General features: G+C 61.4%; 20 protein-coding genes. 11 read left to right on the top strand and 9 right to left on the bottom strand.

Annotated features, from left to right (window positions below; genetic code table 11):
• Positions 1-15 precede the first annotated feature (15 nt).
• Both lpxO and V3W40_RS25415 read right to left on the bottom strand, forming a co-directional pair.
• The gene (gene lpxO / locus V3W40_RS25420) at positions 16-915 is read right to left on the bottom strand and encodes a lipid A hydroxylase LpxO (protein ID WP_137213054.1); all 900 of its coding nucleotides are present in this window, start codon (positions 913-915) and stop codon (positions 16-18) included.
• Between the two features lie 265 nt (positions 916-1,180).
• Positions 1,181-2,500 (bottom strand): Wzz/FepE/Etk N-terminal domain-containing protein, encoded by a 1,320-nt coding sequence (locus V3W40_RS25415; protein WP_330215946.1) that lies wholly within the window; start codon positions 2,498-2,500, stop codon positions 1,181-1,183.
• 361 nt (positions 2,501-2,861) lie between these two features.
• Between V3W40_RS25415 and V3W40_RS25410 the strand changes: the two genes are divergently transcribed.
• On the top strand, positions 2,862-3,248 hold the full coding sequence (locus V3W40_RS25410) for a TIGR03067 domain-containing protein (RefSeq protein ID WP_323147196.1): 387 nt from the start codon (positions 2,862-2,864) through the stop codon (positions 3,246-3,248).
• A gap of 217 nt (positions 3,249-3,465) precedes the next feature.
• On the opposite strand, the gene V3W40_RS25405 is transcribed toward V3W40_RS25410, so the two are convergent.
• Positions 3,466-4,278 (bottom strand): class I SAM-dependent methyltransferase, encoded by an 813-nt coding sequence (locus tag V3W40_RS25405; protein ID WP_330215831.1) that lies wholly within the window; start codon positions 4,276-4,278, stop codon positions 3,466-3,468.
• 154 nt (positions 4,279-4,432) lie between these two features.
• On the opposite strand from V3W40_RS25405, the gene V3W40_RS25400 reads away from it, so the two are divergent.
• The 5 genes from V3W40_RS25400 to V3W40_RS25380 all read left to right on the top strand — a co-directional run bounded on the left by V3W40_RS25400 (position 4,433) and on the right by V3W40_RS25380 (position 10,032).
• On the top strand, positions 4,433-5,671 hold the full coding sequence (locus V3W40_RS25400) for an MFS transporter (protein ID WP_330215945.1): 1,239 nt from the start codon (positions 4,433-4,435) through the stop codon (positions 5,669-5,671).
• Positions 5,672-5,720: 49 nt separating this feature from the next.
• Positions 5,721-6,296 carry a hypothetical protein gene (locus V3W40_RS25395; RefSeq protein WP_065948678.1) on the top strand — a complete coding sequence of 192 codons (576 nt, stop codon included), beginning with the start codon at positions 5,721-5,723 and terminating at the stop codon, positions 6,294-6,296.
• Between the two features lie 71 nt (positions 6,297-6,367).
• Positions 6,368-6,694, top strand: coding sequence for a DUF2388 domain-containing protein (locus V3W40_RS25390; protein ID WP_027607902.1), 327 nt, complete (start codon positions 6,368-6,370; stop codon positions 6,692-6,694).
• A gap of 221 nt (positions 6,695-6,915) precedes the next feature.
• Positions 6,916-8,502 carry an ABC-F family ATPase gene (locus tag V3W40_RS25385; protein ID WP_074846575.1) on the top strand — a complete coding sequence of 529 codons (1,587 nt, stop codon included), beginning with the start codon at positions 6,916-6,918 and terminating at the stop codon, positions 8,500-8,502.
• A gap of 357 nt (positions 8,503-8,859) precedes the next feature.
• Positions 8,860-10,032, top strand: a complete 1,173-nt coding sequence (locus tag V3W40_RS25380; RefSeq protein WP_065927756.1) for an MFS transporter — start codon at positions 8,860-8,862, stop codon at positions 10,030-10,032.
• Here V3W40_RS25380 and V3W40_RS25375 read toward each other — a convergent pair.
• On the bottom strand, positions 10,026-11,063 hold the full coding sequence (locus V3W40_RS25375) for an alpha/beta hydrolase family protein (protein ID WP_065927757.1): 1,038 nt from the start codon (positions 11,061-11,063) through the stop codon (positions 10,026-10,028). The two genes, V3W40_RS25380 and V3W40_RS25375, sit on opposite strands and share 7 nt — an antisense overlap.
• A 240-nt stretch (positions 11,064-11,303) precedes the next feature.
• Positions 11,304-11,915: an FMN-dependent NADH-azoreductase gene (locus V3W40_RS25370; protein ID WP_065927758.1), complete on the bottom strand. Its 612-nt coding sequence runs from the start codon at positions 11,913-11,915 to the stop codon at positions 11,304-11,306.
• A gap of 126 nt (positions 11,916-12,041) precedes the next feature.
• On the opposite strand from V3W40_RS25370, the gene V3W40_RS25365 reads away from it, so the two are divergent.
• Positions 12,042-12,950, top strand: a complete 909-nt coding sequence (locus tag V3W40_RS25365; RefSeq protein WP_065927759.1) for a LysR substrate-binding domain-containing protein — start codon at positions 12,042-12,044, stop codon at positions 12,948-12,950.
• The gene (locus tag V3W40_RS25360) at positions 12,947-13,309 is read left to right on the top strand and encodes an MmcQ/YjbR family DNA-binding protein (protein ID WP_027607908.1); all 363 of its coding nucleotides are present in this window, start codon (positions 12,947-12,949) and stop codon (positions 13,307-13,309) included. Before V3W40_RS25365 ends, V3W40_RS25360 begins: the two co-directional genes overlap by 4 nt.
• On the opposite strand, the gene V3W40_RS25355 is transcribed toward V3W40_RS25360, so the two are convergent.
• Together V3W40_RS25355 and V3W40_RS25350 are read right to left on the bottom strand one after the other, a co-directional pair.
• A complete protein-coding gene (locus V3W40_RS25355; RefSeq protein ID WP_065927760.1) occupies positions 13,292-13,675 on the bottom strand; it encodes a DUF1294 domain-containing protein in 384 nt (127 codons plus the stop codon). The two genes, V3W40_RS25360 and V3W40_RS25355, sit on opposite strands and share 18 nt — an antisense overlap.
• Positions 13,672-14,502 (bottom strand): undecaprenyl-diphosphate phosphatase, encoded by an 831-nt coding sequence (locus tag V3W40_RS25350; RefSeq protein WP_065941752.1) that lies wholly within the window; start codon positions 14,500-14,502, stop codon positions 13,672-13,674. Before V3W40_RS25350 ends, V3W40_RS25355 begins: the two co-directional genes overlap by 4 nt.
• A gap of 229 nt (positions 14,503-14,731) precedes the next feature.
• On the opposite strand from V3W40_RS25350, the gene V3W40_RS25345 reads away from it, so the two are divergent.
• The 3 genes from V3W40_RS25345 (at position 14,732) to V3W40_RS25335 (ending at position 17,560) form a co-directional block, all read left to right on the top strand.
• Positions 14,732-16,366, top strand: a complete 1,635-nt coding sequence (locus V3W40_RS25345) for a methyl-accepting chemotaxis protein (RefSeq protein WP_137213058.1) — start codon at positions 14,732-14,734, stop codon at positions 16,364-16,366.
• 115 nt (positions 16,367-16,481) lie between these two features.
• Entirely contained in the window at positions 16,482-17,045 is a 564-nt protein-coding gene (gene pnuC / locus V3W40_RS25340; protein ID WP_065927762.1) for a nicotinamide riboside transporter PnuC, read from the top strand.
• Complete coding sequence (locus V3W40_RS25335) at positions 17,042-17,560, top strand: AAA family ATPase (protein WP_065927763.1); 519 nt, start codon at positions 17,042-17,044, stop codon at positions 17,558-17,560. Before pnuC ends, V3W40_RS25335 begins: the two co-directional genes overlap by 4 nt.
• A gap of 142 nt (positions 17,561-17,702) precedes the next feature.
• Here the strand turns inward: V3W40_RS25335 and ggt are convergent, their stop codons facing one another.
• Together ggt and metC are read right to left on the bottom strand one after the other, a co-directional pair.
• The gene (ggt, locus tag V3W40_RS25330) at positions 17,703-19,427 is read right to left on the bottom strand and encodes a gamma-glutamyltransferase (RefSeq protein WP_065927764.1); all 1,725 of its coding nucleotides are present in this window, start codon (positions 19,425-19,427) and stop codon (positions 17,703-17,705) included.
• Between the two features lie 92 nt (positions 19,428-19,519).
• The gene (gene metC / locus V3W40_RS25325; RefSeq protein WP_330215830.1) at positions 19,520-22,210 is read right to left on the bottom strand and encodes a cystathionine beta-lyase; all 2,691 of its coding nucleotides are present in this window, start codon (positions 22,208-22,210) and stop codon (positions 19,520-19,522) included.
• Positions 22,211-22,224 lie beyond the last annotated feature (14 nt).

The following is a 22,224-nucleotide window of genomic DNA, read 5'->3' as shown; positions in this document are numbered from 1 at the left end:
ACGCCCGGGTCGACATCAAATCAGTATGAAGATGAGTGCCAGTGCCGCGAAGATCGCCCATTTTTCCAGGTAGTAACGTGTACGATTGCGTTTTTTCAGCTCTTTACCACGCAAGCGAATCTTGTACAGCCGGTTAAACGCGCGATTGAGCCCGCCAGTCTTGTCGCCTGCATCGTTGGGCGAGCCTGCAGCGGCCATGACGTTACGACTGAACCAACGGTTGAACGTGGCAGCCCAGCGATATTTCATCGGCCGCTCGATATCGCAAAACAGGATGATGCGGTTCTGCTGCGTGGTGTTTTCGGCGTAGTGGATGTAAGTCTCGTCAAACATCACTGCCTCACCGTCACGCCAGTAATAGTTCTCGCCGTCCACATTGATATAGCAGCCCGGATCATTCGGGGTCACCAAGCCCAAGTGATAACGGTACGAACCGGCGTAGGGGTCACGGTGGCGCACCAGCTTGGAGCCCGGTGGCAACTCGGCGAACATTGCCGCCTTGATCGAGCCGATGCCCTGCAACAGCTCGGTGGTACGCGGGCATAGTTTCACCGCCGAAGGATGGCTTTCGCCGTACCATTTCAGGTAAAAGCGCTTCCAGCCAGACTTGAAGAACGAGTTGAAACCTACATCGTTGTACTGGTCCGAGCGCTTGATTTCACCCATGTGCATGAGGTTCAGGCCCTCCTCGCGAATCTCCTTCCAATGCGCCTCAAGGGGGCTCAAGTCAGGAAAGTCACTGGGTGACAGGTAGGGTCGGCCGGGTAGCCTGGAGCACAGGTACAGCAAGCAGTTGATCGGGGCCAGGAAGGTCGAATGATCACTGAGTTGGCGGCCCAGCTTATGCCGCACCCGACCACGCAGGTGTACATACGCAATGGAGGCAACGTAGAGAACAACAATGATGAGTTTCAAGGAATTTCGTTCACATGTCAGAAGAAAACAGGCTGCTCCTGCGCGCCCACAACGGCTGAGGATGGATAGCAGCGTCTGAAATCACAATTCACACAATTGGCACGACCGGCTGAGTAATGACCCGATACGTGGTCCGTGGCAGTTATTTAGCCACAGTTTGTAACCAAAAGTTAATTAAGAATTGTGAAAACCTGTCTAGTGAATGTGCCAGGCAGACGCCTTGACGGGCAGGCCGCGCAACGGCCCGAGAGGCGTTCGACCCGACCTATTGACGAGGCAACTGGCGATCCTCGAATACCGAAAACGGCCCGATTGCACGCCGTACCTGCACGAAATGCCGTATCAGGACCACGAGCATCCCCAGCATCAGGCCAGCCACTACGCTCAGCGCGATGATAATGCCCACCCTTGGCTTTATCGGGTTCGGCGACGCCTGTGCCTGACGATCCACAGTGACCAGTTTCAGCGCGCTCATGTCGATATTCAGGCTGCGCAACCGCACCTCTTCCGCCCACAGCGGTTCAACGTCCGGCAGGAACATATCTTCATTTTTACGGCTGTTGAGAACCTCGACTTCACGGTTAGTGTCGAGCATGCGCAGTTCCTTGGCGATCTCGGCCACCCTGCTGTTGGTGAAATCATCGTTGGTGCGCTGTTGCAGCGCCGCCCGCTCCGCCTCCAGCACTTCGGTACCCATGAAGTACAAAGGAGCCTTCTGATTAGTCACCACGGTGCGCATCACCTGGTTCGATCCATTCAGCGCATCCCCTCCCATGGATAAGGGGGTCGTGGGGTTCTTGATGCCAACGGACCTGGCAATCGAGATCGCCTCGGCCAGTTCTGCCAGGCGGTTGGTGCGTTCCATCTTCATCTGCAAGCGCAAAGCCGTGAGTTCATCCTGCAAGCGCGCGCGTTGGACTTGATCGGCCTCCAGCAACCTGGCGATCTTCGACGCTTTGCCCTTCTCATAGTTGTTACGCGCAGCGTCGATCCTACCCTTGAGTTCGTTGAGGCGGTTATTGACGATCACCTTGAGGTCGGCCCCAATCTGGTTGCGTTCCTGCGCAATGGCGTAGTCGACGAATCCGTTGAGAATGGCCGCGCCATCGATCCCCTCGGGGTACTGCATTTCCAGGCGAAGGTAAGCGTTGTTGACTGCGTCGGACTTCTTCGAATCAGGCATCACCAGGTTGATGGCGTTGCTGTTGAACGCTTCAAAGCTCTGCTCCAGGCTTTGCCCCGGCCGTTTGAGGTCTTCGAACAGCGCGGGGTTGGCCCTGAAAAAGCCCAGCCGCGAATGATAGGACTCCAACTGTGCGCCGACCTTGGCCAACGCGTCGCCCGGCGGCAACTTGTAGACTTCTGAACGGTTGAGGGCATCCAGCTCATTGATCGCCGCTGGCCGCAGTACACTGCTGACCTGGTAAACCCTGGGAGCAAGAAACGCGTAACCTACTCCCAGGAGGCCTGCCAGGATCGTACAACCGATGACCCATTTTTTTTGCTTCCATATCGCGTGAAACAGTTCAAAGAGATCAATTTCGTCCGATGTCAACCGTTGGTGGAGCTGGGGAATGTTGTTCAAATTACGTAAACCCTGATGAATTGAAATCCAGCGCCCAAAAACACCGACCTGAATAACAACTGAATAAACAGGGGGCAACGTCAACCACCCAATTGAATGAATCTTCACACCTAAGCAGCCAGAGGTTTCATTTCAGTTACACGGGTGTCTTCTCTGACAAACACCACGAGCATAGACGGTCTGTTACGAGACGTTGCCCGACGGGCAGACAAAGTAACGCTAATCACCTGTTATTAAAGGAAAAATTAAAAAAACCCTAAAAAACAGGACAATTCCTACATATATTCTCAAATCAGATTATAAAAAACGCCGCACCGTCCGTAACGACCGGAAATTACCCCTTCAACAAAAAGGAATTTGTATGTCATCCATTTCAGACCCAGATGTTCAAGCCCTTCAAGGCGCCTGGGAGCAAACCTCACTCGAAGACAGTGGCGTACTCAATCCCATCGATGCCCACAGCGCTCCGGGTGCTTTAACCACCATCAGCGGCGACCGCTTCGAAGTGAAGACCGTCAGTGGCGAGGTGTTGTTGGCGGGCCGGTTTTTCCTCGACAGCAGCACGGTTCCCAAAAGCATTACCTGGGTGGACGCCCTGGGCGATGACGCCGGTAAGCACCTGCCCGCCAGTTATCGCCTTGAGGGGGATTCATTTGTGTTCATTGCTGCGGATGAAGGTATGCCCAGGCCCATCGTGTTCAGTACCGGCCCAGGCCAAACCATGCGCACTTTCGTGCGCCGCGCGTGAGGCTGTGCGCCATCCGAACGCGCGACAGCATTTTCACAAAGCCTTCACTTTCAGCCCTATAGGCATGGGTATCTACACAACTTCCAGTGAATACGGAATCTATGGCAATTAGGCTTCTGTGGTGAGCGGGCTTGTCGAATCTAGGTGAAGCCTACCTACTCCAGTAAATCCCTTGGCCCGCCCGTTCGCGGGCTTTTTTTGCCTGGCGCCAATCGGCTCAGGTGGGACGCTTGGTGGCGGCCAGCGTGAAGCACAGGGGCAACTGGGCAGGCTGGTGCTCGTACTGGTCGTAAAGTTCTTCGCGATTGGAGTGGGCATATTCCTGCAGATGGTCGATCTGCAATTGCGCAGCAATCGCCGCGCTCACCACATCCCCCAGGGTGTGCACATACCAATAGGAGGTCGGCCCCGCCACTTCGCCCTGCCCCTCATAGACAATCGACTCCTGCAGCACAAAAGGCTCACGCTGGAAGTACGAACTGGCCGGCAACAGTGGGTCTGGCGCGCGCGGGTCGAACATTTCCAGAAACGGGTGGGTTTCATACATCACCAGCGTGCCACCGGGTTTCAAGGTCCTCGCAACATGGCGCATGAACAGCGCCACATCCGGCATCCAGCCCAGCACGCCGATGGTCACCAAGGCAATGTCGAAGCGCTCGTGCAAGCGGGATGGCAACTGGTGGATATCGCTTTCGATGAATTCCGGGTTGTGGGGCGAAACGTCGGCAAGCTCACGGGCCTGCTGCAGGAACGCCCGGGATTGATCCACACCGACCACCGAGCACGCGCCCAGGCCAAACAGCGACAGGCTTTCGCGACCGTTATTGCAGCACACCTGCACTACCTCTTTGCCGGCAACGCCGATGTCTTGCAACAGCCCGGTAAGGGTGGGGTCGAGGCACGAAAACCCAGGGTCGCGGACCCCGTTAAGCAGGGCGCTCCAGGTCTCGGTGGTTTTATGCAGGTCGGCGGATTGATCCCAGGCGTCCTTGTTGCAGGCAATCGCCTGTTGAGCTGAGGGCATGTCCATTGCGTCTCCAGATAAGTCATACGGCGAGGCAAAGAAAATAAGCCACAAGCCCGCAGATTAAAACCCCAGCAGCAGGCGAAACTAAATGAACTGCGCGCAGGTCACTAGCGCAATGAGTGTTCAGCCTTTGAACGCCCCCTGCGAAGTCCTGATCGTGGCCAAACACGCCGACCTGCGTAATACCCTGTCCCTGGACAGCCTGAATTTTTTCCTGGCGGATGTGCGCGACGGCCTCGGCCCGTACCTGGCCATCTACTTGCTGGCGGTGCACAAGTGGGATCCGGCCAGTATCGGCGTAGTCATGACCCTGGCAGGTATCGCGGCGCTGATCACCCAGGGCCCGGCGGGTGCCCTGATCGACCGCACACGCAGCAAACGCGCTGTGATTGCCGTTGCCGCCCTGCTGGTGACCGGCAGTTGCCTGCTGCTGCCCTTCGTCAGTTCATTCAGCCTGGTTGCCTTGACCCAGGCGGCCAGTGCCATCGCCGCCTCGGTGTTCGCCCCGGCGATCTCCGCGATTTCCCTGGGCATTACCGGGCCACGTGCGTTCACCCGGCGCACCGGGCGCAACGAAACCTTCAACCATGCCGGCAACGCTGTGGCGGCGCTGTTGGCCGGTGGCCTGGCGTACCTGTTCGGACCCGTGGTGGTGTTCTACCTGATGGCCTTTATGGCAGTGGCCAGCGTCGTCGCGGTCAGTTGCGTCTCCGCCAAGGCGATCGACCATGAGGTGGCCCGGGGCTTCGACCCTGCCCACCACAGCGACCATGAGCAGCCGTCCGGCATTGCGGTCTTGCTGGCCAACCGGCCGTTATTGCTGTTTGCCGTCTGCTGCGCCCTCTTCCACCTGGCCAATGCGGCGATGCTGCCACTGGTCAGCCAGAAGCTCTCGCAGATCAACCTGCAGATGGCCACGCCGCTGACCTCGGCCTGTATTGTCGCCGCACAATTGGTGATGGTGCCGATGGCCTGGCTGGTGGGCAGCAAGGCCGACGTGTGGGGGCGCAAGCCGCTGTTGCTGTTCGGCTTCATGATCCTGCCGCTGCGTGGCGTGCTCTATACCCTGTCCAGCGATCCCTACTGGCTGGTGGCCGTGCAGATGCTCGACGGTATCGGCGCGGGGATCTTCGGTGCGCTGTTCCCGGTGATCGTCAAGGACCTGACCCAGGGCACCGGGCGTTTCAACGTCAGCCTGGGGGCGCTGTCCACCGTATTTGGGCTGGGCGCGGCCTTGAGCAGCAGCCTGGCCGGTTTTGTGGTACAGCAGGCCGGCTACAATGCGGCCTTCCTCACCCTGGCCGGGGTGGCGGGCGTCGCGTTGGCGCTGTTATGGCTGGCGATGCCAGAGACGCTGGCCAAACCCATCTTCGCGCCCCACGCATCTGCGGCCTGATATAAGCGACACTGTGCGCCGAACCCAAACAGCAAATGGAGTTGCCCCTATGAAGAAATACTTCCTGTATCCGCTACTGCTTCTGCTCGCAGGATGCAGCACGGGGCCCTATCTGCATCCGGAGTCGACGGTGGGCAGCAACGCCCTGCTTTCGCGCACCTGCCCCGGCCCGAAAGCGGCGATGAGCTATGCCCCACTGGCAGAAGAACTCAACTGGGTTCATGTGCTGGTCTATGTTGCGCCACCCGGCACATCCAGCTGGCCGGGTAACCAGCGCTCAACCGCTGCTGAACTGCGCCTGTTCGGACGGCTCTACCCATCCAATAGCACAGCAGCCGTCAAACAGGCCGACCCGACGCTTTGGGTCAGTGCAGCGTCGCCCGTTGTCACGGTCACCCTGGCGAATGGGCAAAGCTATCCTGTCACCATTGAACAACTCAAAACCGGTTTCGACCCCAGGAAAACATTCCACAGCGGGTTCAAAGGGACAGCGTTGGGCCAAGGCGACATGGATGATTTCACGCTTACCTTCCCGGACATATTCGTCAACGGTGAAAAAGTCCCTATGGCCCCGATTCACTTCAAGAAACGCGAAGAGCGTTATGCGCCTGTGTTTAATTGCTGACGGGCCGGGTTTCTGGCGCTCAGCCGACTCTGTTATCGTGCGTCCTTCGACCGCAATGGAAGCATCGAAGAATGAATTCCTGGAAGACGCTGGCAATCGCCCTCATGGCATCGATCAGCACCAACGCTATGGCATGGTATGTGGAGAACCCGGTCGAGAGAGCGCTGAGCGCCACCACCCTGTTCCCGACCATTGTCCTCGGCGGGACCACGGCATTTACGGTCTACTCGCCCTCAGTAATGAAAAAAGCGAAGGATGATGCCCTTGCATTCATTGGCTCCGAGGGCGAAATTCGCGGCGCTCAGTTTGAGCAGGCATCTCTACACTACCGCTCGGCCCCTCACACGCGCCCCATGACCGACATGCAGCTCGCGCAGGCAATCGCAACAACTTACTGAGCGCGGCTTCGTCGAGAATGGCTTGCCACATTCAAAGCGCTGAACATCCGTCGTCGGCCGCCATACAACTGTCGCCTGACATATGCGACAATGCGCGCCAAATTCCAACACACATCCCCCATTTTTTGCTCAGCGACCGGGTTTCGCGCCTTGATGTCGCTGTTGATGCATGCCTGAAGGCTCCTGCCGCCACGCTCGCAACCCATTGATAGGTAAAGTAATTGATCTCCACAGCTAACATCACCATGCAGTTCGGCGCCAAGCCGCTCTTTGAGAACGTCTCGGTCAAGTTCGGCGCCGGCAACCGGTATGGTCTGATCGGTGCCAACGGTTGCGGCAAGTCGACCTTCATGAAAATCCTCGGCGGCGACCTCGATCCGTCCGGCGGACAGGTCATGCTGGAGCCGAATGTGCGCCTGGGCAAGCTGCGCCAGGACCAGTTCGCCTACGAAGAATTCACCGTGCTCGACACCGTGATCATGGGGCACGAGGAGCTGTGGAAGGTCAAGGCCGAGCGCGACCGTATCTACTCGCTGCCGGAAATGAGCGAAGACGACGGCATGGCCGTGGCCGAGCTGGAAACCGAATTCGCCGAGATGGACGGCTACACCGCCGAATCCCGTGCCGGTGAACTGCTGCTGGGCCTGGGTATTCCCCTGGAACAGCATTTCGGCCCGATGAGCGAAGTGTCCCCCGGCTGGAAACTGCGTGTGTTGCTGGCCCAGGCGCTGTTCTCGGACCCGGAAGTGCTGCTGCTCGACGAACCGACCAACCACTTGGACATCAACACCATCCGCTGGCTGGAAAACATCCTGACCCAGCGCTCCAGCCTGATGATCATCATCTCTCACGACCGTCACTTCCTGAACAGCGTGTGCACCCACATGGCTGACCTGGACTACGGCGAGCTGCGCCTGTTCCCGGGCAACTACGACGAGTACATGACCGTGGCGACCCAGTCCCGCGAGCAACTGCTGTCGGACAACGCCAAGAAGAAAGCGCAGATCTCCGAGCTGCAGTCCTTCGTCAGCCGCTTCTCGGCCAACGCCTCGAAAGCCAAGCAGGCGACCTCCCGTGCCAAGGCGATCGACAAGATCCAGCTGGCCGAGGTCAAGCCTTCGAGCCGCGTGAGCCCGTTCATCCGTTTCGAACAAACCAAAAAGCTGCACCGCCAGGCGGTCATCGTCGAGCGCATGGCCAAAGGTTTCGACGGCAAGCCGCTGTTCAAGGACTTCAGCTTCCAGGTTGAAGCCGGCGAGCGCGTGGCGATCATCGGCCCGAACGGTATCGGCAAGACCACCCTGCTGCGCACCCTGGTCAACGAACTGACCCCGGATGCCGGCAGCATCAAGTGGACCGACGCCGCAGAACTGGGCTACTACGCCCAGGACCACGCCAGCGACTTCGAAAACGACATGAGCCTGTTCGACTGGATGGGCCAGTGGACTCAAGGCGAGCAAGTGATCCGTGGCACCCTGGGGCGCATGCTGTTCTCCAACGACGAGATCCTCAAGTCGGTCAAGGTGATCTCCGGTGGTGAGCAAGGCCGCATGCTGTTCGGCAAGCTGATCCTGCAAAAGCCGAACGTGCTGATCATGGACGAACCGACCAACCACTTGGACATGGAATCCATCGAGGCGCTGAACCTGGCGCTCGAGAACTACCCAGGCACGCTGATCTTCGTCAGCCACGACCGTGAGTTCGTATCGTCCCTGGCCACCCGCATCATCGAGTTGAGCGCCAACGGCGTGATCGACTTCAGCGGCACTTACGACGATTACCTGCGCAGCCAAGGCGTGGTGTTCTAACAGTAGCGACCTGAAACCCTGGGAGCATGCTTGTTGTGGCGAGGGAGCTTGTTGTGGTGAGCGGGCTTGCCCCGCGCTGGGCTGCGCAGCGGCCCCAATAAAAAACACCGCATTCTGCCAGGCAAAACGCGGTGTTCGTTTTCAGGGCTGCTGCGCAGCCCAGCGCGGGGCAAGCCCGCTCACCACAACAAGCCCGCTCACCACAACAAGCCCGCTCACCACAACAAGCCCGCTCGCCACAAAAGCCAGCCCGCTCGCCACAGTAAGCCGGTTTCTCAGCCAAAGTAGTTAGCCTGCTTCCTTTTCCCCCAAGCCCTTGCCATGATGCGTTCACCGCCCGCCCGCGAACGAGTGCCCATGTCCAACGCCTCCTCCTCCCTGTCGATCACCCTGCAGATCGTCTCCATCGTCTTCTACACCTTCATCGCCTTTATCTGCATCGGCCTGCCGATTGCGGTAATCCCGGGCTATGTCCATGAGCAACTGGGCTTCAGCGCGGTGGTGGCCGGGATTACCATCGGCTCGCAGTACCTGGCAACTCTGCTCAGCCGTCCCATGGCCGGGCGCATGTCCGACAACGTCGGCACCAAGCGCGCGATTGTGCTGGGGCTGGCGGGCATCCTGGTCAGCGGTGTGTTGACGTTCTTCGCCACCCTGGTGGACAGCCTGCCCAGCCTGAGCCTGGGGATTCTGATACTCGGCCGGCTGTTGCTGGGCGTGGCCCAAGGCCTGATCGGCGTGGGCACCATCAGTTGGTGCATGGGCCAGGTCGGGGCGGAGCACACGGCGCGGTCGATTTCGTGGAATGGCATTGCCTCCTACGGCGCCATCGCCATCGGTGCGCCGCTCGGAGTGGTGATGGTCGCCGAATATGGCTACACCAGCCTGGGTATCGCGCTGTCGGTATTGGCGGCGCTAGGCCTGGTGCTGATCCGCAATAAACCCTCGGTGCCGGTGGTACGCGGCGAGCGCCTGCCGTTCTGGGCGGTGTTCGGGCGCATTGCACCCTTTGGTGCCAGCCTGTGCCTGGCGTCCATCGGCTACGGCACCCTGACCACCTTTATCACCCTGTATTACCTCAATCGCGGCTGGGCCGGCGCGGCGTACTGCCTCACGGTGTTTGGCGTGTGTTTTATCCTCTCGCGGCTGCTGTTCATCTCCGCGATCAGCCGGTTTGGCGGCTTCAGGGCGGCGATTGCCTGCATGATCATCGAGACCCTGGGCCTGACGCTGCTGTGGCTGGCACCCTCCACCGGCGTAGCCTTGATCGGTGCAGGGCTGACCGGCTTTGGCTTGTCGCTGGTGTACCCGGCGCTGGGCGTGGAGGCCATCAAGCAGGTGCCCAACAGCAGCCGCGGTGCGGGCCTGAGTGCCTATGCGGTGTTTTTCGACCTGGCCCTGGCGATTGCCGGGCCGTTGATGGGCGCCGTGGCGTTGAACCTGGGTTACAGCTGGATTTTCTTCTGCGCAGCGCTGTTATCGGTCACGGCGCTGGGCGTGACCTTGCTGCTCAAGCGCCGCGCTTACTGATCGGCGGTCTGCAAACCGGCGCGGGTAGCCTGGCCGAGGGTGTGGGTGAAAAAACGCCCGGCCTCGGAGATCAGGTCGCGGTGGATGCCTTCGCGGTCGACGCCATCGGCATCGGTGCAGATCGCCGGCATCGCGGCCAGTTGGTCGCTGTCACACGGCGCCATGAACACGAAGTGCCCTGCCCCCGCCAGCAGCTTGAAGTCCGGTGGCTCCGGCAGTTTGCGTGCCAGGGCGGCGGCGTTCTTGTCGACCGCCACCAGCTTGTCGCCGTCGCCGCTGTAGAGCAGCACCGGCACATGCACATCGGCCAGGGTGTGGCGGCCGAACATCAGGCTCAACGGCGCCATCAACATCAAGGCATGAATGCGCGGGTCGGATTGCGGTTGCAGGTCGTCACGGTCCACCACCAGTTCGCCCTTGGTGGTGCAGGCATCACGATCTTCGGGGCGTTCCTGGCAATAGCGACGCAGGCGGTCGAAGTCCGGCTTGGCCCCCGCCAGGATCAACGCGGTTTCGCCACCGGCCGAATAGCCGATAACGCCCACCTGATCGACGTTGACGAACGGCGACAGCATCGGGTCGCCCAGGGTCGCGGTGATCGCTTCGGAAATCTGGATCGGCCGGCCGTACAGGTTACTCACCGTGCCCAGGCGGCTGTGGTCCTTGTAGTTATCGCCGGGATGCAACACCGCGACCACCACAAAGCCTTTGCGCGCCAGGGAAGTGGCCAGGTCATGCAGGGCCAGCGGCGTACCGGTGTTGCCATGGGACAGCATCAGCATCGGAAAGCGGCCAATGGCGATCTTGGAATCTTCGCTGGCGGCGACGTGATAGGGACCCAGTTGCGTGCTGTGTTCATCGTCGGTGGACGGGTAGAAGGCCACGGCTTTCATCGGCTGCAGGTCCAACGGGTCGAGAAAGGTCATGCGATGGAAGCCCACACTCCAATGGGGGTGCGGCGCGGGCGCGGCGTGCACTGAAATCAGGCCGCCCAGCAGGGAAAGAACCATAACGGCACAAAGACGCATCATGAGGATGTCCACCTTTGCTGCGTGACCACGTTCAACACCCGCGGCATGTCTATATGAAAAGTCCATGGTTCAAGGCACTCGCATCGGGTGATAAACCCATGCGTGCATAACCTGGGCCAACGTAATGACAGCGGGTAAACGAAAAAACTCCGTATTCCGGTCGTTTCAGGCGACAAGAATACAGAGTTTAGGCGCCCGGCTTCGGATTGAAACCGAGCAGAGGCGAAATTTACACAAGCCTTACGCAGCAGCGAACAATTGTTCGTTGATGAGCACGTTGGCGTCGCTCAAGGCCTTGCTGCGGAACTCATCGCCATAGGCCAGGCCATGGGCGCGGACGAATTCGATGTCGGTAATGCCGAGGAAGCCCAGCATCACTTTGAGGTATTCCTCGTGGGCAACACCGGTTGCCTGGCCGACATGCAGGCCGCCGGAGGTGGACACAATGATGACTTTCTTGTTACCGCACAGGCCTTCAGGGCCGGCTTCGGTGTAACGGAAGGTCTGTCCGGCAACGGCGATGCGGTCGATCCAGGCTTTCAACTGGGTTGGAATGGTGAAGTTGTACATCGGCGCACCGATCACCACGGCGTCGGCGGCGAGGAATTCGGCCAGGCTGTTGGCACTCAGGTCGGCCTCGTGCTGTTGTGCGGCGTCACGCAGTTCGGCGGCGGTGCCCAGGGCGCCCAGGGTCGCGCCGGAGAAGTGGTTGATGCCTTCGCTGGCGAGGTCACGGTAGGTCACTTCCACACCCGGCTCGGCCGCCTGCCAGGCCTTGACCACGCCAGTGCTGAGCTGACGGGAAGCCGAGTTGTCGCCGAGGATGCTGGAATCGATGTGCAACAGTTTCATGGTGGATCTCCGAGTGTGGGATCGACAGTGGCGATCAGATGGAGGGGATGCTACGCATGAAACCAATAGTCGATAAGACGCCTGAAATGCGATAGTTTGTCCCACTGACAGGACAATAGGCTGACCATGCAAGACCTCAACGACCTCTACTATTTCGCCAAAGTCGTCGAAGCCGGTGGCTTTGCGGCGGCCGGGCGGCTGTTGGGCATTCCCAAGTCGCGGCTGTCGCGGCGCATTGCCGAGCTGGAGGAGCGCCTCGGCGCGCGCCTGCTGCAACGCACCACGCGGCAACTGACCCTGACCGCCGTTGGCGAGCGCTACCTGCGCCACTGCCAGGCGATGCTGCTGGAGGCGGAAATGGCCGACGAGGCCGTGGCCAGCATGTCCAGCGAACCCCGTGGGCGGCTGAGGGTGACGTGCCCGGTGGGGCTGGCGCAAAACATAATGCCGGATGTGGTTGCGGGTTTTCTGGCTGCCCACCCCCAGGTGCAGCTGGAGATGACCCTGGTCAACCGCCGTGTCGACCTGGTAGCCGAAGGCATCGATGTGGCGCTGCGCGTGCGCGAACTGGGCGATGAAGACCCGCTGCTGGTCACCAAGCGCCTGCGCCCCGCCCAGACGGCCCTGGTCGCCAGCCCGAACTTTTTGCACGGTCGGCACATCAACACCCTCGACGACCTCAAGCAACTGCCGATACTCGGCGCGCTGGAAGCAGACCGCATGGTGCACCAACGCATCCTCGATCCTGAAGGCAACCCCCACGACCTGGTGATGGAAGCGCGCCTGGGCGTCGATGACTTCAACGTACGCAAGGCCAGCGCCATCATGGGCCTGGGCTTTACCGTGCTGCCGCTGATGTACTGCGAAGAAGAACTGGCCAGCGGCCGGCTCGTACAGTTGCTGCCGGAGTGGTCATTGCCGGGCGGCTGGCTGCAGGCCGTCTACCCGCATCGCCGCGGCGTGCTGCCGGCGATTCGCGCCTGGATCGATTACCTGGAAGAAGGCTTCAAAAGCTGCGGAGACCGCCTGCTATGAAAATGACCGAAGCACAGGTCGCGACGTTCTGCCTGAGCCTGCCCGGCGCGCGGGAAGACTACAAGTGGGGTGGCGTGCGGGTGTTCTCGATCGCCGGCAACAAGATGTTCGCCCTGCAGAATCTGCGCGGCGACTCGCTGGCGTTCAAGGTCGACAAGGAATTGTTCCTCGGCCATGTGGACCGTCCCGGCATCCACCCGGCGCCGTACCTGGCACGCGCGCAGTGGATCATCATGAACACGCCCTACCCGCTGGGGGCCGAGGAACTGCGTAGCCTGTTGCAGCGCTCCCACCAGTTGGTGGTGAGCAAACTGCCCAAGCGCACACAGGTGGGGTTGCTGCTAGAGAACGGACAGTAGCGTGCCACCGAGGAACAACTGGTCCAGCCAGAACACCTGGTGCAACAGCACGATCACCCAGAACAGCACCTGGTAAGACACCTTGCGCGTCTTGTGCCGGAACACCTGCTGGGCAATCAGCGCCCCCGGCCAGCCGCCCGCCAGCTCCACGGCGTGGAGGATGTTCTCCGGGGTGCGCCAGCTGTCGGTGCGGGCCTTTCGCTTGTCGCTCCAATACAGGAAAAACGCGATCACGCTGACCACCCCATAGGCCACCAGCGGAATCACGGTTTCGCCGCGTTGCCACACCAATACCGCCCCCACCAGCGGCGCCGCGCACAGCAGCACAAAGATCGCCGCTTTCAGGCGCGGATGCTGAATCATCATGCCTTGGCCGCTGCCCAGTCGATCCAGCCGAATTGCCAGGTCGCCAGGATCAGCAGGCCGAACGCAATGCGGTACCAGGCGAACGCCGCGTAGCTATGGCTGGCGATGAACTTGAGCAGGCCCTTGACCGCGATCATCGCGAAGATGAACGAGGTGACGAAGCCGATGGCGAACACCGGCAGGTCCGCCGGCTGGAACAGGTCGCGGTATTTGTAGCCCGAGTACACCGCCGCACCGACCATGGTCGGCATGGCCAGGAAGAATGAAAACTCGGTGGCGGTCTTGCGCGACAGGCCGAACAGCAGGCCGCCGATGATAGTCGAGCCGGAGCGCGACGTACCCGGGATCATCGCCAGGCACTGGGCAAAACCGACCTTGAGCGCGTCTTTCCAGGTGATGTCATCGACGCTTTCGGCGTGCACTTCATGCTCGCGGCGCTCGGCCCACAGCATGACGATGCCGCCGATCACCAACGCGGTGGCCACGGTGATCGGGTTGAACAGGTAATGGTGGATCAGGTCGGCAAAGATCACCCCCAGCACCACGGCCGGCAGGAACGCGATCAGCAGGTTGACCGTGAAGCGCTGGGCGTTGCGCTGGGTGGGCAAGCCGGTGACTACATCGAGGATCTTGCGCCGGAATTCCCAGACCACCGCGAGGATCGCACCCAGCTGGATGATGATGTTGAACGCCATGGCGCGTTCGCCGCCGAAGTCGAGCAAATCGGCGACAATAATCTGGTGTCCGGTGCTGGAGATCGGCAGGAACTCGGTAAGCCCCTCCACGACGCCAAGAATCAATGCCTGAATGGCGGTCCAAAAATCCATGCTTCCCCCAAAGGTCATGCGCTGTGGCATGCCTTATCAATCTTTTAATGGTTCACTGACGAGCGCACTCAAGTGCCCGGTGTTGACCATGGTCAATGCCGGCCTGCAAAAATTCTGTGAAAAATCAGGCAGTACTCAGGTTTTGCGATTTCAGGCCGAAAGCCTATCAGACGAGGCGTAAAAGTCGATGCGACGCCCACAATTATAAAAAGCCCGGAGTGACAGGACGATGAACAGTTTGCGCAATATGTCGATCAGCCGACGCCTCTGGATGATCCTGATCGTCGCCGTGCTGATGCTGATGGCCCTGGGTTTGCTGATGCTCAAGCAGATCCACGACGACCTGTACCAGGCCAAGCGCCAGCAGACCCAGCACGTGGTCCAGACCGCCAGCGGGATCCTGACGTTTTATCACAGCCTCGAAACCACCGGGGTGATGACCCGCGAAGCCGCGCAAAAACAAGCCCTGAGCGCGGTGCGCGGCTTGCGCTATGACCACGACGACTACTTCTGGATCAATGACCTCACCCCCGTGATGATCATGCACCCGGCCAACCCCAAGCTGGACGGCCAGAACCTCTCGGCCATCCGCGATCCCGACGGGTTTGCCGTGTTCAACGAGTTCGTGATCCTGGCCAAGGCCAAGGGTGCCGGCATCATCAACTACCGCTGGCCGAAACCGGGTGCGGAGGCGCCAGTGGCGAAAACCTCGTATATCCAGTTGTTCGAGCCGTGGGGCTGGATCATCGGCTCCGGCGTTTACGTGGACGATGTGCAGGCCGAGTTCAACAGCCAAGTGTGGAAGGCCTCGTTTATCGTCCTCGGCATCGCATTGGTGATGGCCCTGCTGGTCTCGCTGATTGCCCGCAGCATCGTGCGCCCCCTGCAGGATGCGGTGAACGCCATGGGCAACATCGCCAGCGGCGAAAGCGACCTGACCCGCAGCCTCGATACCCACGGCCGCGACGAAGTCACCCAACTGTCCCAGCACTTCAACACCTTCACGGCCAAGCTGCGCCAGGTCGTCAGCCAGTTGCAGGTGTGCGCCAACGCCCTGGGCCAGTCCTCCACGGAACTGGGCAACAACGCGACCCAAGCCCATGACCGCAGCCAGCAACAGTCCCAGCAGATGGAACTGGTGGCCACCGCCATCAATGAAGTCACCTACGGCGTGCAGGACGTGGCCAAGAACGCCGAACACGCCGCCAGCGAAATGCGCGATGCCCAGGCCCAGGCGCAGCAAGGCCAGGTCAATATCGACAGCAGCCTGCAGCAGATCGACCAGCTCTCCACCACCATCAGCCAGGCCGTGGAAGTGATCCGCACCTTGTCCAGCGAAAGCACGCAGATCGGTGGTGTATTGGAAGTGATCCGCTCCATCGCCGACCAGACCAACCTGCTGGCCCTCAACGCCGCCATCGAAGCGGCGCGCGCCGGGGAACAAGGCCGTGGTTTTGCCGTGGTGGCCGATGAAGTCCGCCTGCTGGCCCAGCGCACGCAAAAATCCACCGCCGAGATCCAGGCGATGATCGAGCGCCTGCAAGGTCACTCGGAAGCCGCGGTCAAGGTGATCAGCGACAGCCACAGCGCCTCGCAACTGACCATCGAACAAGCCGGCCAGGCCGGTGCCAGCCTCACCGCCATCGGCCAGGCGCTGCACAACCTCAACGGTTTGAATGCCTCGATTGCCAGCGCCACCCTGCAACAGGCCCATGTGGTGGAAGACATCAACCAGAACGTCACCCAGGCTGCAAGCCTGTCCCACAGCACCGCAATGGCGGCCGAGCAGTCCAACGTGGCCAGCGTGCATTTACGCGGGCTGAGCGAACAACTCGACGGCCTGCTGCGCCAATTCAAGATCTGACGCCGCTCCAGATGTGGGAGGGGCAAGCCCCTCCCACATCTGCCCTCCGATGTTTTGAAGATCGCTCACCTCTGGTTACAATCCCCGCCCTCTCCCACTCTCCCAAGGAACCGCCATGTCCGGGCTTGAACTGTTCGCCGCCGCCCTGGGGGTGATCGCTGTCTGGCTGACGGTCAAGCAAAACCCCTGGTGCTGGCCCATCGGCCTGGTGATGGTGTTGCTGTACACCTGGGTGTTCTATGACGTGAAGCTCTATTCCGACATGCTGCTGCAAGTGGTCTACGCCGCCCTGCAAGTCTACGGCTGGTGGCAGTGGACCCGCGCCGGCGAGGTCAAGCAAGGGCGCCAGGTCACCCGCCTGGGTTGGCCGGCAATCATGATCAGCATGGCCATCGGCGCGGTCGGCAGCCTGCTGCTGGGCGCTGCGATGGCGCACTGGACCGACGCCGCGCAACCCTGGCTGGATGCTGCCCTCACCGGTTTCAGCCTGGTGGCGCAAATGTGGATGGCGCAGAAACGCGTGCAATGCTGGCCGCTGTGGATCGCCGTGGACGTGATTTTTGTCGGGCTGTTCCTCTACAAGGGCTTGTACCTCACCGCTGCGCTCTACGCCCTGTTCACCGTGATCGCCGTGCAAGGCTGGCGTGAATGGCGCGCCGACCCGGCGTTGCAACCATGAAGGTGGTGGTACTGGCCGGCCCCGAATCCAGCGGTAAAAGCTGGCTGGCCGCCGAGTTGCACGCGCATTTCGGCGGGCTGATGGTGCGTGAATACGTGCGCGATTTCATGGACCGCCACCAGCGCGACACCAGCCTGGCGGATATTCCGGCCATCGCCCACGGCCAACTGGCCTGGGAAGATGCCGCCCGCGCCCGGCAGCCGCGCCTGCTGGTCCTCGACACGCACCTGCTGACCAACAAACTCTGGAGCCAGACCTTGTTCGGCGACTACCCGGCGTGGCTCGACGATGAACTGCTGGCGCGGCATTACGACCTGCACCTGCTGCTGTCGCCGGATGATGTGGAATGGACCGCCGACGGTCAACGCTGCCAACCGGAACTGGCCGACCGCCAGGCGTTTTTCCAGGACAGCCTGGCGTGGATGCAGGCGCATCGACAGGCTGTGGTGGTCATCAGGGGGAGTTGGGAGGAGCGCCGCACCGCCGCCTTTGCTGCGGTAGAACAGCTGTTGTAGTGAGCGGGCTTGCCCCGCGCTGGGTGGCGAAGCCGCCCTAAAACCAAACACCGCGACCTGTCTGGCAGGCTGCGGTGTTTTTTATTGGGGCGGCTTCGCCACCCAGCGCGGGGCAAGCCCGCTCACTACAACACCGGGGTGGTTAGTAGCCCAGCGACAGGCCGGTGTTACGACGCGGGTCATTCGCCCCATAGAAGCGGTTGTTACCCACCGGCTTACCCTCCAGGGACGGTGCCCCCACCAGGATTGCCGCCAAGTGGTTCGCATCCTGCGGCCCGGCAAACTTGTGGCCCCAGCTTTCCAGAATCTTCTGGGTGTCCGGGCTGATCGCGAAGGTCTCCAGGTTGGTGGTTTCCGGCATCCATTGCTGGTGGAAACGCGGCGCGTCCACGGCTTCCTGGATGTTCATCTTATAGTCGATGACATTCAGGATGGTCAGCAGGGTCGCGGTAATGATGCGGCTGCCGCCCGGTGTACCCACCACCATCACGGCCTTGCCGTCCTTGGTCACGATGGTCGGGCTCATCGACGACAGCGGCGCCTTGCCCGGTGCGATGGCGTTGGCTTCACCCTGGACCAGGCCGTACATGTTCGGCACCCCGACCTTGACGGTGAAGTCGTCCATTTCATCGTTGAGGATCACCCCGGTCTTGCTCGCCATCACGCCCGCACCGAACCAGTCGTTGAGGGTGTAGGTCACCGAGACCGCGTTGCCCCACTTGTCGACGATGGAATAGTGGGTGGTGTTGTTGCCTTCATGGGGCGACACACCGGGTTTGATCGCCTGGGAATCCCCGGCCTTCTGCGGCTCGATGGCGTCACGCAGCTTGGCCGCGTAGTTCTTGTCCAGCAGATGCTCGATCGGGTTCTTCACGAAATCCGGATCGCCCAGGTAGCTGTTACGGTCCACGTAGGCGTGGCGCATGGCTTCGATCTGGTAGTGCAGACCCTGGGCCGAGTGATAGCCCAGGTCGGCCATCGGGTAGCCTTCGAGGATGTTCATGATCTGGCAGATCACCACTCCGCCCGAGCTTGGCGGCGGTGCCGAGACCACGTGGTAGCCACGGTAGTCACACTCGATGGGCGCCAGTTCGCGGGTCTTGTACTTGTCCAAGTCGGCCTGGGTGATGATGCCCTTGCCGGCCTGGCTGGAATCCACCAGGGCCTTGGCGACCCACCCTTTATAGAAACCGTCGCTGCCCTTGGCGGAGATTTCCTTCAGGGTTTTCGCCAGGTCTTTCTGCACCAGCTTCTGGCCGACCTGCATCGGCTGGCCGTTGTGCAGGAAAATCCCGCGCATATCCTTGTCTTTTTCGAACTCACCGGTGGCGGTGTGCAGCAGATCGATATCACCCTGCTCCAGGGCAAAACCGTTTTCCGCCAGCTTGATCGCCGGGGCAATCACCTGGGCGCGCTTGAGGGTGCCGTACTTGCTCAGGGCCAGCTCCATGCCGGAGACGGTGCCGGGCACGCCGACGGCCAGGTGACCCTTGGCACTCAGGCCTTCAACGACATTGCCGGCCTTGTCCAGGTACATATCGGCGGTGGCCGCCAACGGGGCCTTTTCGCGGAAGTCGAGGAAGGTCTTGCGCCCATCCGCCAGTTGCACGGTCATGAACCCGCCGCCGCCCAGGTTACCCGCCGCCGGGTACACCACCGCCAGCGCATAGCCGACCGCCACGGCGGCATCCACCGCGTTACCGCCGGCCTTGAGTACATCCACGCCGACATGCGTGGCCAAATGCTGGGCGGTCACCACCATGCCATTTTCACCGGCCACCGGGGCCTGGGACGCGGCTTGTACGCCGCTGACCGTCAACACCAAGGCGGTGGCAATTAATGTGCGGCTGAAGGGTTGGTATTTCATCCATGGCTACTCTAGTTATTGAGATGCACCAAAATAGCCCGTCCCGAATTTAATCCCCAGCGCAATGGCGTTTTTATTACAGAACCTGTCGGTCACAGAACGGCACGTGCAAAGCCGCGTTGCAGATCCTCGATCAACGCCGCCACATCTTCCAGACCGATATGCAGGCGCACCACCGGGTTCAGCCCACGGTCGGCCGCACTGTCGCGGTCGCCGGTGTCGGCCACGGTGACCAGGCTTTCATAGCCGCCCCACGAAGCGCCCAGGCCGAACAGCTGCAAGCCGTCGATAAACCGCTCGACGTAAGCGGCGTCTGCATTCATCAGTTCAAACGACAACAACCCATTGCTGCCGGTGAAGTCCCGGCGCCACAACCCATGCCCAGGATGCCCGGGCAAGGCCGGATGGAACACGCGCTTGACCTGCGGTTGCGCCTGCAACCACAGGGCGATGTCCACGGCCTGGCGTTCGTGCACATCCAGGCGTGATGCCAGGGTGCGGGCGCCGCGCAGGATCAGGTAGGCGTCGTCGGCACTCACCGCGTTGCCGAAGGTGTCGCTCATCTTGCCCAGCGCCGGCCAGGCCGCTGGTGTGGTGCACACGCTGCCCATCATCACGTCGCTGTGGCCGCCGAGGTATTTGGTCAGGGCCATGATCGAAATATCCGCGCCCAACGCCAGTGGCCGGTACAGGTAGCCCGAGCCCCAGGTGTTGTCGACGGCGAGCAGGATGTCGCGTGGCTTGCACAACGCGGCAATCGCCGGCAGATCGCACAGCTCATACAACAGTGAGCCCGGCACTTCGGCGTAGACCAGCCTGGTGTTGGCTTGCAGTTGCGCTTCCAGCCCCTTGCCATCGGGTGCGAAGTAGCTGACCTCGATGCCGAACGGCTGGAGGAATTCACGTGCCAGCTTGCGCACCGGGGAATACACCGCGTCGGTGATCAGCACATGATCGCCGGGGCGCAGGTAGGCCAGGAACACCTGGGCCGCTGCCGCCAGGCCCGTGCCGTAGAGCCGCGTGCGAAAGCCGCCCTCCAGCTCGGTGACCAGGTCTTCCAGCGCATGGGAGGTCGGGTTGCCACGCGCGCCGTAGGTCAGCACCCGCTCACTGTCGCGGCGGGCACGGGCGTCGCGCATCTGCGCCAGGTTGTCGAACAGCACGGTGCTCAGGCGCGTAATCGGCACATTGACTGCGCGGCCGCCATGACCTTTTTCGGTACGCGCGGCATGGATCAAGCGCGTGCGCACCCGCGACACAGGTGCCAACGGCTGGAGGCTGGCGATTTCCGCTTCGCTCATTTGCGCGAGCAGGCCGATTTCCCAGGCCAGGTACTGGCGCGCGGCGTCCTTGTTGCCGTTGTGACGGTCGTGGGTGAAAAACAGGAAGTCGATGCACTCGGCGTCAGGCGGTGTCTGCGGATCCTGGTTGACCGGCAGGCCGGCCGAGGCCCAGGCGTCGAGCAACCGGGCCGACAGGCCTTCGGCAGCAAAGGCCGCCAATGCCGGCTCATCCGCCACCAGCACCAAGGGACGATGGTCGGTCTTGAGCCGCGCACGAATCGACCAGCGGGACCCGGCAATATGGCCCCTGCGGTAGGCCATGCTCGGGCGCAGGTCGATCAGGTTCACATCGCTCAATTCCAGCGCCAGGGCCTGGGCGCTGATCAGCGGCAGCGGCTCATACGCCACCGTCGGCAACACCGGCAGCGCCAGGCCGCTGTCGATACCACCGCTGAGCACATAGGCTTGGTGCCCGAGTTGACGCAGCCAACTGGCGACAATCGGCGCACGCACGCCATCGCTGTCCACCAGCACGATGCGCGCCTGGCGCACGCCGATATACAGGTCGGTGGACTGGATCAACTGCCCGCCCGGCGTATGTTGCGCGCCTGGCAACGAGCCGAGGGCAAATTCCTCAGCAGTGCGCACATCACACAGGAACAGGCTGCGTTGCGCGTCCTCGGCCCACAGCCGGACTTGATCCGCTGACACCTCGACCACCCCTGCCCGCCCCGCCAACTGCCGTGCCGCCAGACGCTGCGAGGCGAGGTCGCCCTTGACCTGATCGGCATAGCGCCGAGTACTGCCATGTTCCAGCTGGAAATCTTCCAGGTACCAGCCCTGGGTACCGTTTTCCAAGGCATAGACAGGGTTTTTAAGGCCCAGGTTGATCAGGGTCTGGGCGCCGATAATGCTGCGGGTGCGTCCTGCACAGTTGATAACGATGGGCGTGCGTTCATCCGGCACCAGATCCTGTACGCGGTAGCCCAGCTCACCGTTGGGGCAGCAGATGGAACCGGGGATGGTCATCTTGCGGTACTCCTCGAACGGTCGCCCGTCCAGCACCACCAAGGGCTCGCCGCGCGCCTGCCAATCCGCCAGCTGGCGCGCAGTGACATGGGGCGTGTGACTGGCCTCTTCCACCAACTCACCAAAGGCCTTGGACGGCACATGCACGCCGGCAAACAGCTGCAACCCCGCCGCCTGCCAACCCTCGGCACCACCCTCCAGCACATGCACGCGGCGGTAGCCCAGCGCCTGCAAACGCGCGGCAACCAGCGCCGCCACCTCGCCGCCATCCTGGTCATAGATCACCAGCCTCACCTGCGGGTTGGGCGCCAGGCGGCGTACTTCCAGCTCCAGGCGGCTATAGGGCAGGTTCACCCCATGGAACAGGTGGGCTTCGCCGTATTGCCCGTGTTCGCGCACGTCGAACACGGCGATTTCCTGCCCATCGAACAGCCATTGCTGCAGTTGATGTGGGGTGATGGTCTGGCTCATGGAAGTCCCAACAA

Origin of the sequence: Pseudomonas sp. AM8, assembly GCF_036346475.1 — a bacterium.
Classification (GTDB): domain Bacteria; phylum Pseudomonadota; class Gammaproteobacteria; order Pseudomonadales; family Pseudomonadaceae; genus Aquipseudomonas; species Aquipseudomonas marginalis.
Note: the sequence above shows the minus strand (reverse complement) of the source record. Positions and strands in the feature narration are given on the sequence as shown.

Excerpts from the sequence above, each read along its gene's own strand:
- V3W40_RS25410 (WP_323147196.1), top strand. The coding sequence starts at position 2,862 with ATGTCATCCATTTCAGACCCAGATGTTCAAGCCCTTCAAGGCGCCTGG.
- V3W40_RS25405 (WP_330215831.1), bottom strand. The coding sequence starts at position 4,278 with ATGGACATGCCCTCAGCTCAACAGGCGATTGCCTGCAACAAGGACGCC.
- V3W40_RS25395 (WP_065948678.1), top strand. The coding sequence starts at position 5,721 with ATGAAGAAATACTTCCTGTATCCGCTACTGCTTCTGCTCGCAGGATGC.
- V3W40_RS25390 (WP_027607902.1), top strand. The coding sequence starts at position 6,368 with ATGAATTCCTGGAAGACGCTGGCAATCGCCCTCATGGCATCGATCAGC.
- V3W40_RS25380 (WP_065927756.1), top strand. The coding sequence starts at position 8,860 with ATGTCCAACGCCTCCTCCTCCCTGTCGATCACCCTGCAGATCGTCTCC.
- V3W40_RS25375 (WP_065927757.1), bottom strand. The coding sequence starts at position 11,063 with ATGATGCGTCTTTGTGCCGTTATGGTTCTTTCCCTGCTGGGCGGCCTG.
- V3W40_RS25370 (WP_065927758.1), bottom strand. The coding sequence starts at position 11,915 with ATGAAACTGTTGCACATCGATTCCAGCATCCTCGGCGACAACTCGGCT.
- V3W40_RS25365 (WP_065927759.1), top strand. The coding sequence starts at position 12,042 with ATGCAAGACCTCAACGACCTCTACTATTTCGCCAAAGTCGTCGAAGCC.
- V3W40_RS25360 (WP_027607908.1), top strand. The coding sequence starts at position 12,947 with ATGAAAATGACCGAAGCACAGGTCGCGACGTTCTGCCTGAGCCTGCCC.
- V3W40_RS25355 (WP_065927760.1), bottom strand. The coding sequence starts at position 13,675 with ATGATGATTCAGCATCCGCGCCTGAAAGCGGCGATCTTTGTGCTGCTG.
- V3W40_RS25350 (WP_065941752.1), bottom strand. The coding sequence starts at position 14,502 with ATGGATTTTTGGACCGCCATTCAGGCATTGATTCTTGGCGTCGTGGAG.
- V3W40_RS25345 (WP_137213058.1), top strand. The coding sequence starts at position 14,732 with ATGAACAGTTTGCGCAATATGTCGATCAGCCGACGCCTCTGGATGATC.
- pnuC (WP_065927762.1), top strand. The coding sequence starts at position 16,482 with ATGTCCGGGCTTGAACTGTTCGCCGCCGCCCTGGGGGTGATCGCTGTC.
- V3W40_RS25335 (WP_065927763.1), top strand. The coding sequence starts at position 17,042 with ATGAAGGTGGTGGTACTGGCCGGCCCCGAATCCAGCGGTAAAAGCTGG.
- ggt (WP_065927764.1), bottom strand. The coding sequence starts at position 19,427 with ATGAAATACCAACCCTTCAGCCGCACATTAATTGCCACCGCCTTGGTG.
- metC (WP_330215830.1), bottom strand. The coding sequence starts at position 22,210 with ATGAGCCAGACCATCACCCCACATCAACTGCAGCAATGGCTGTTCGAT.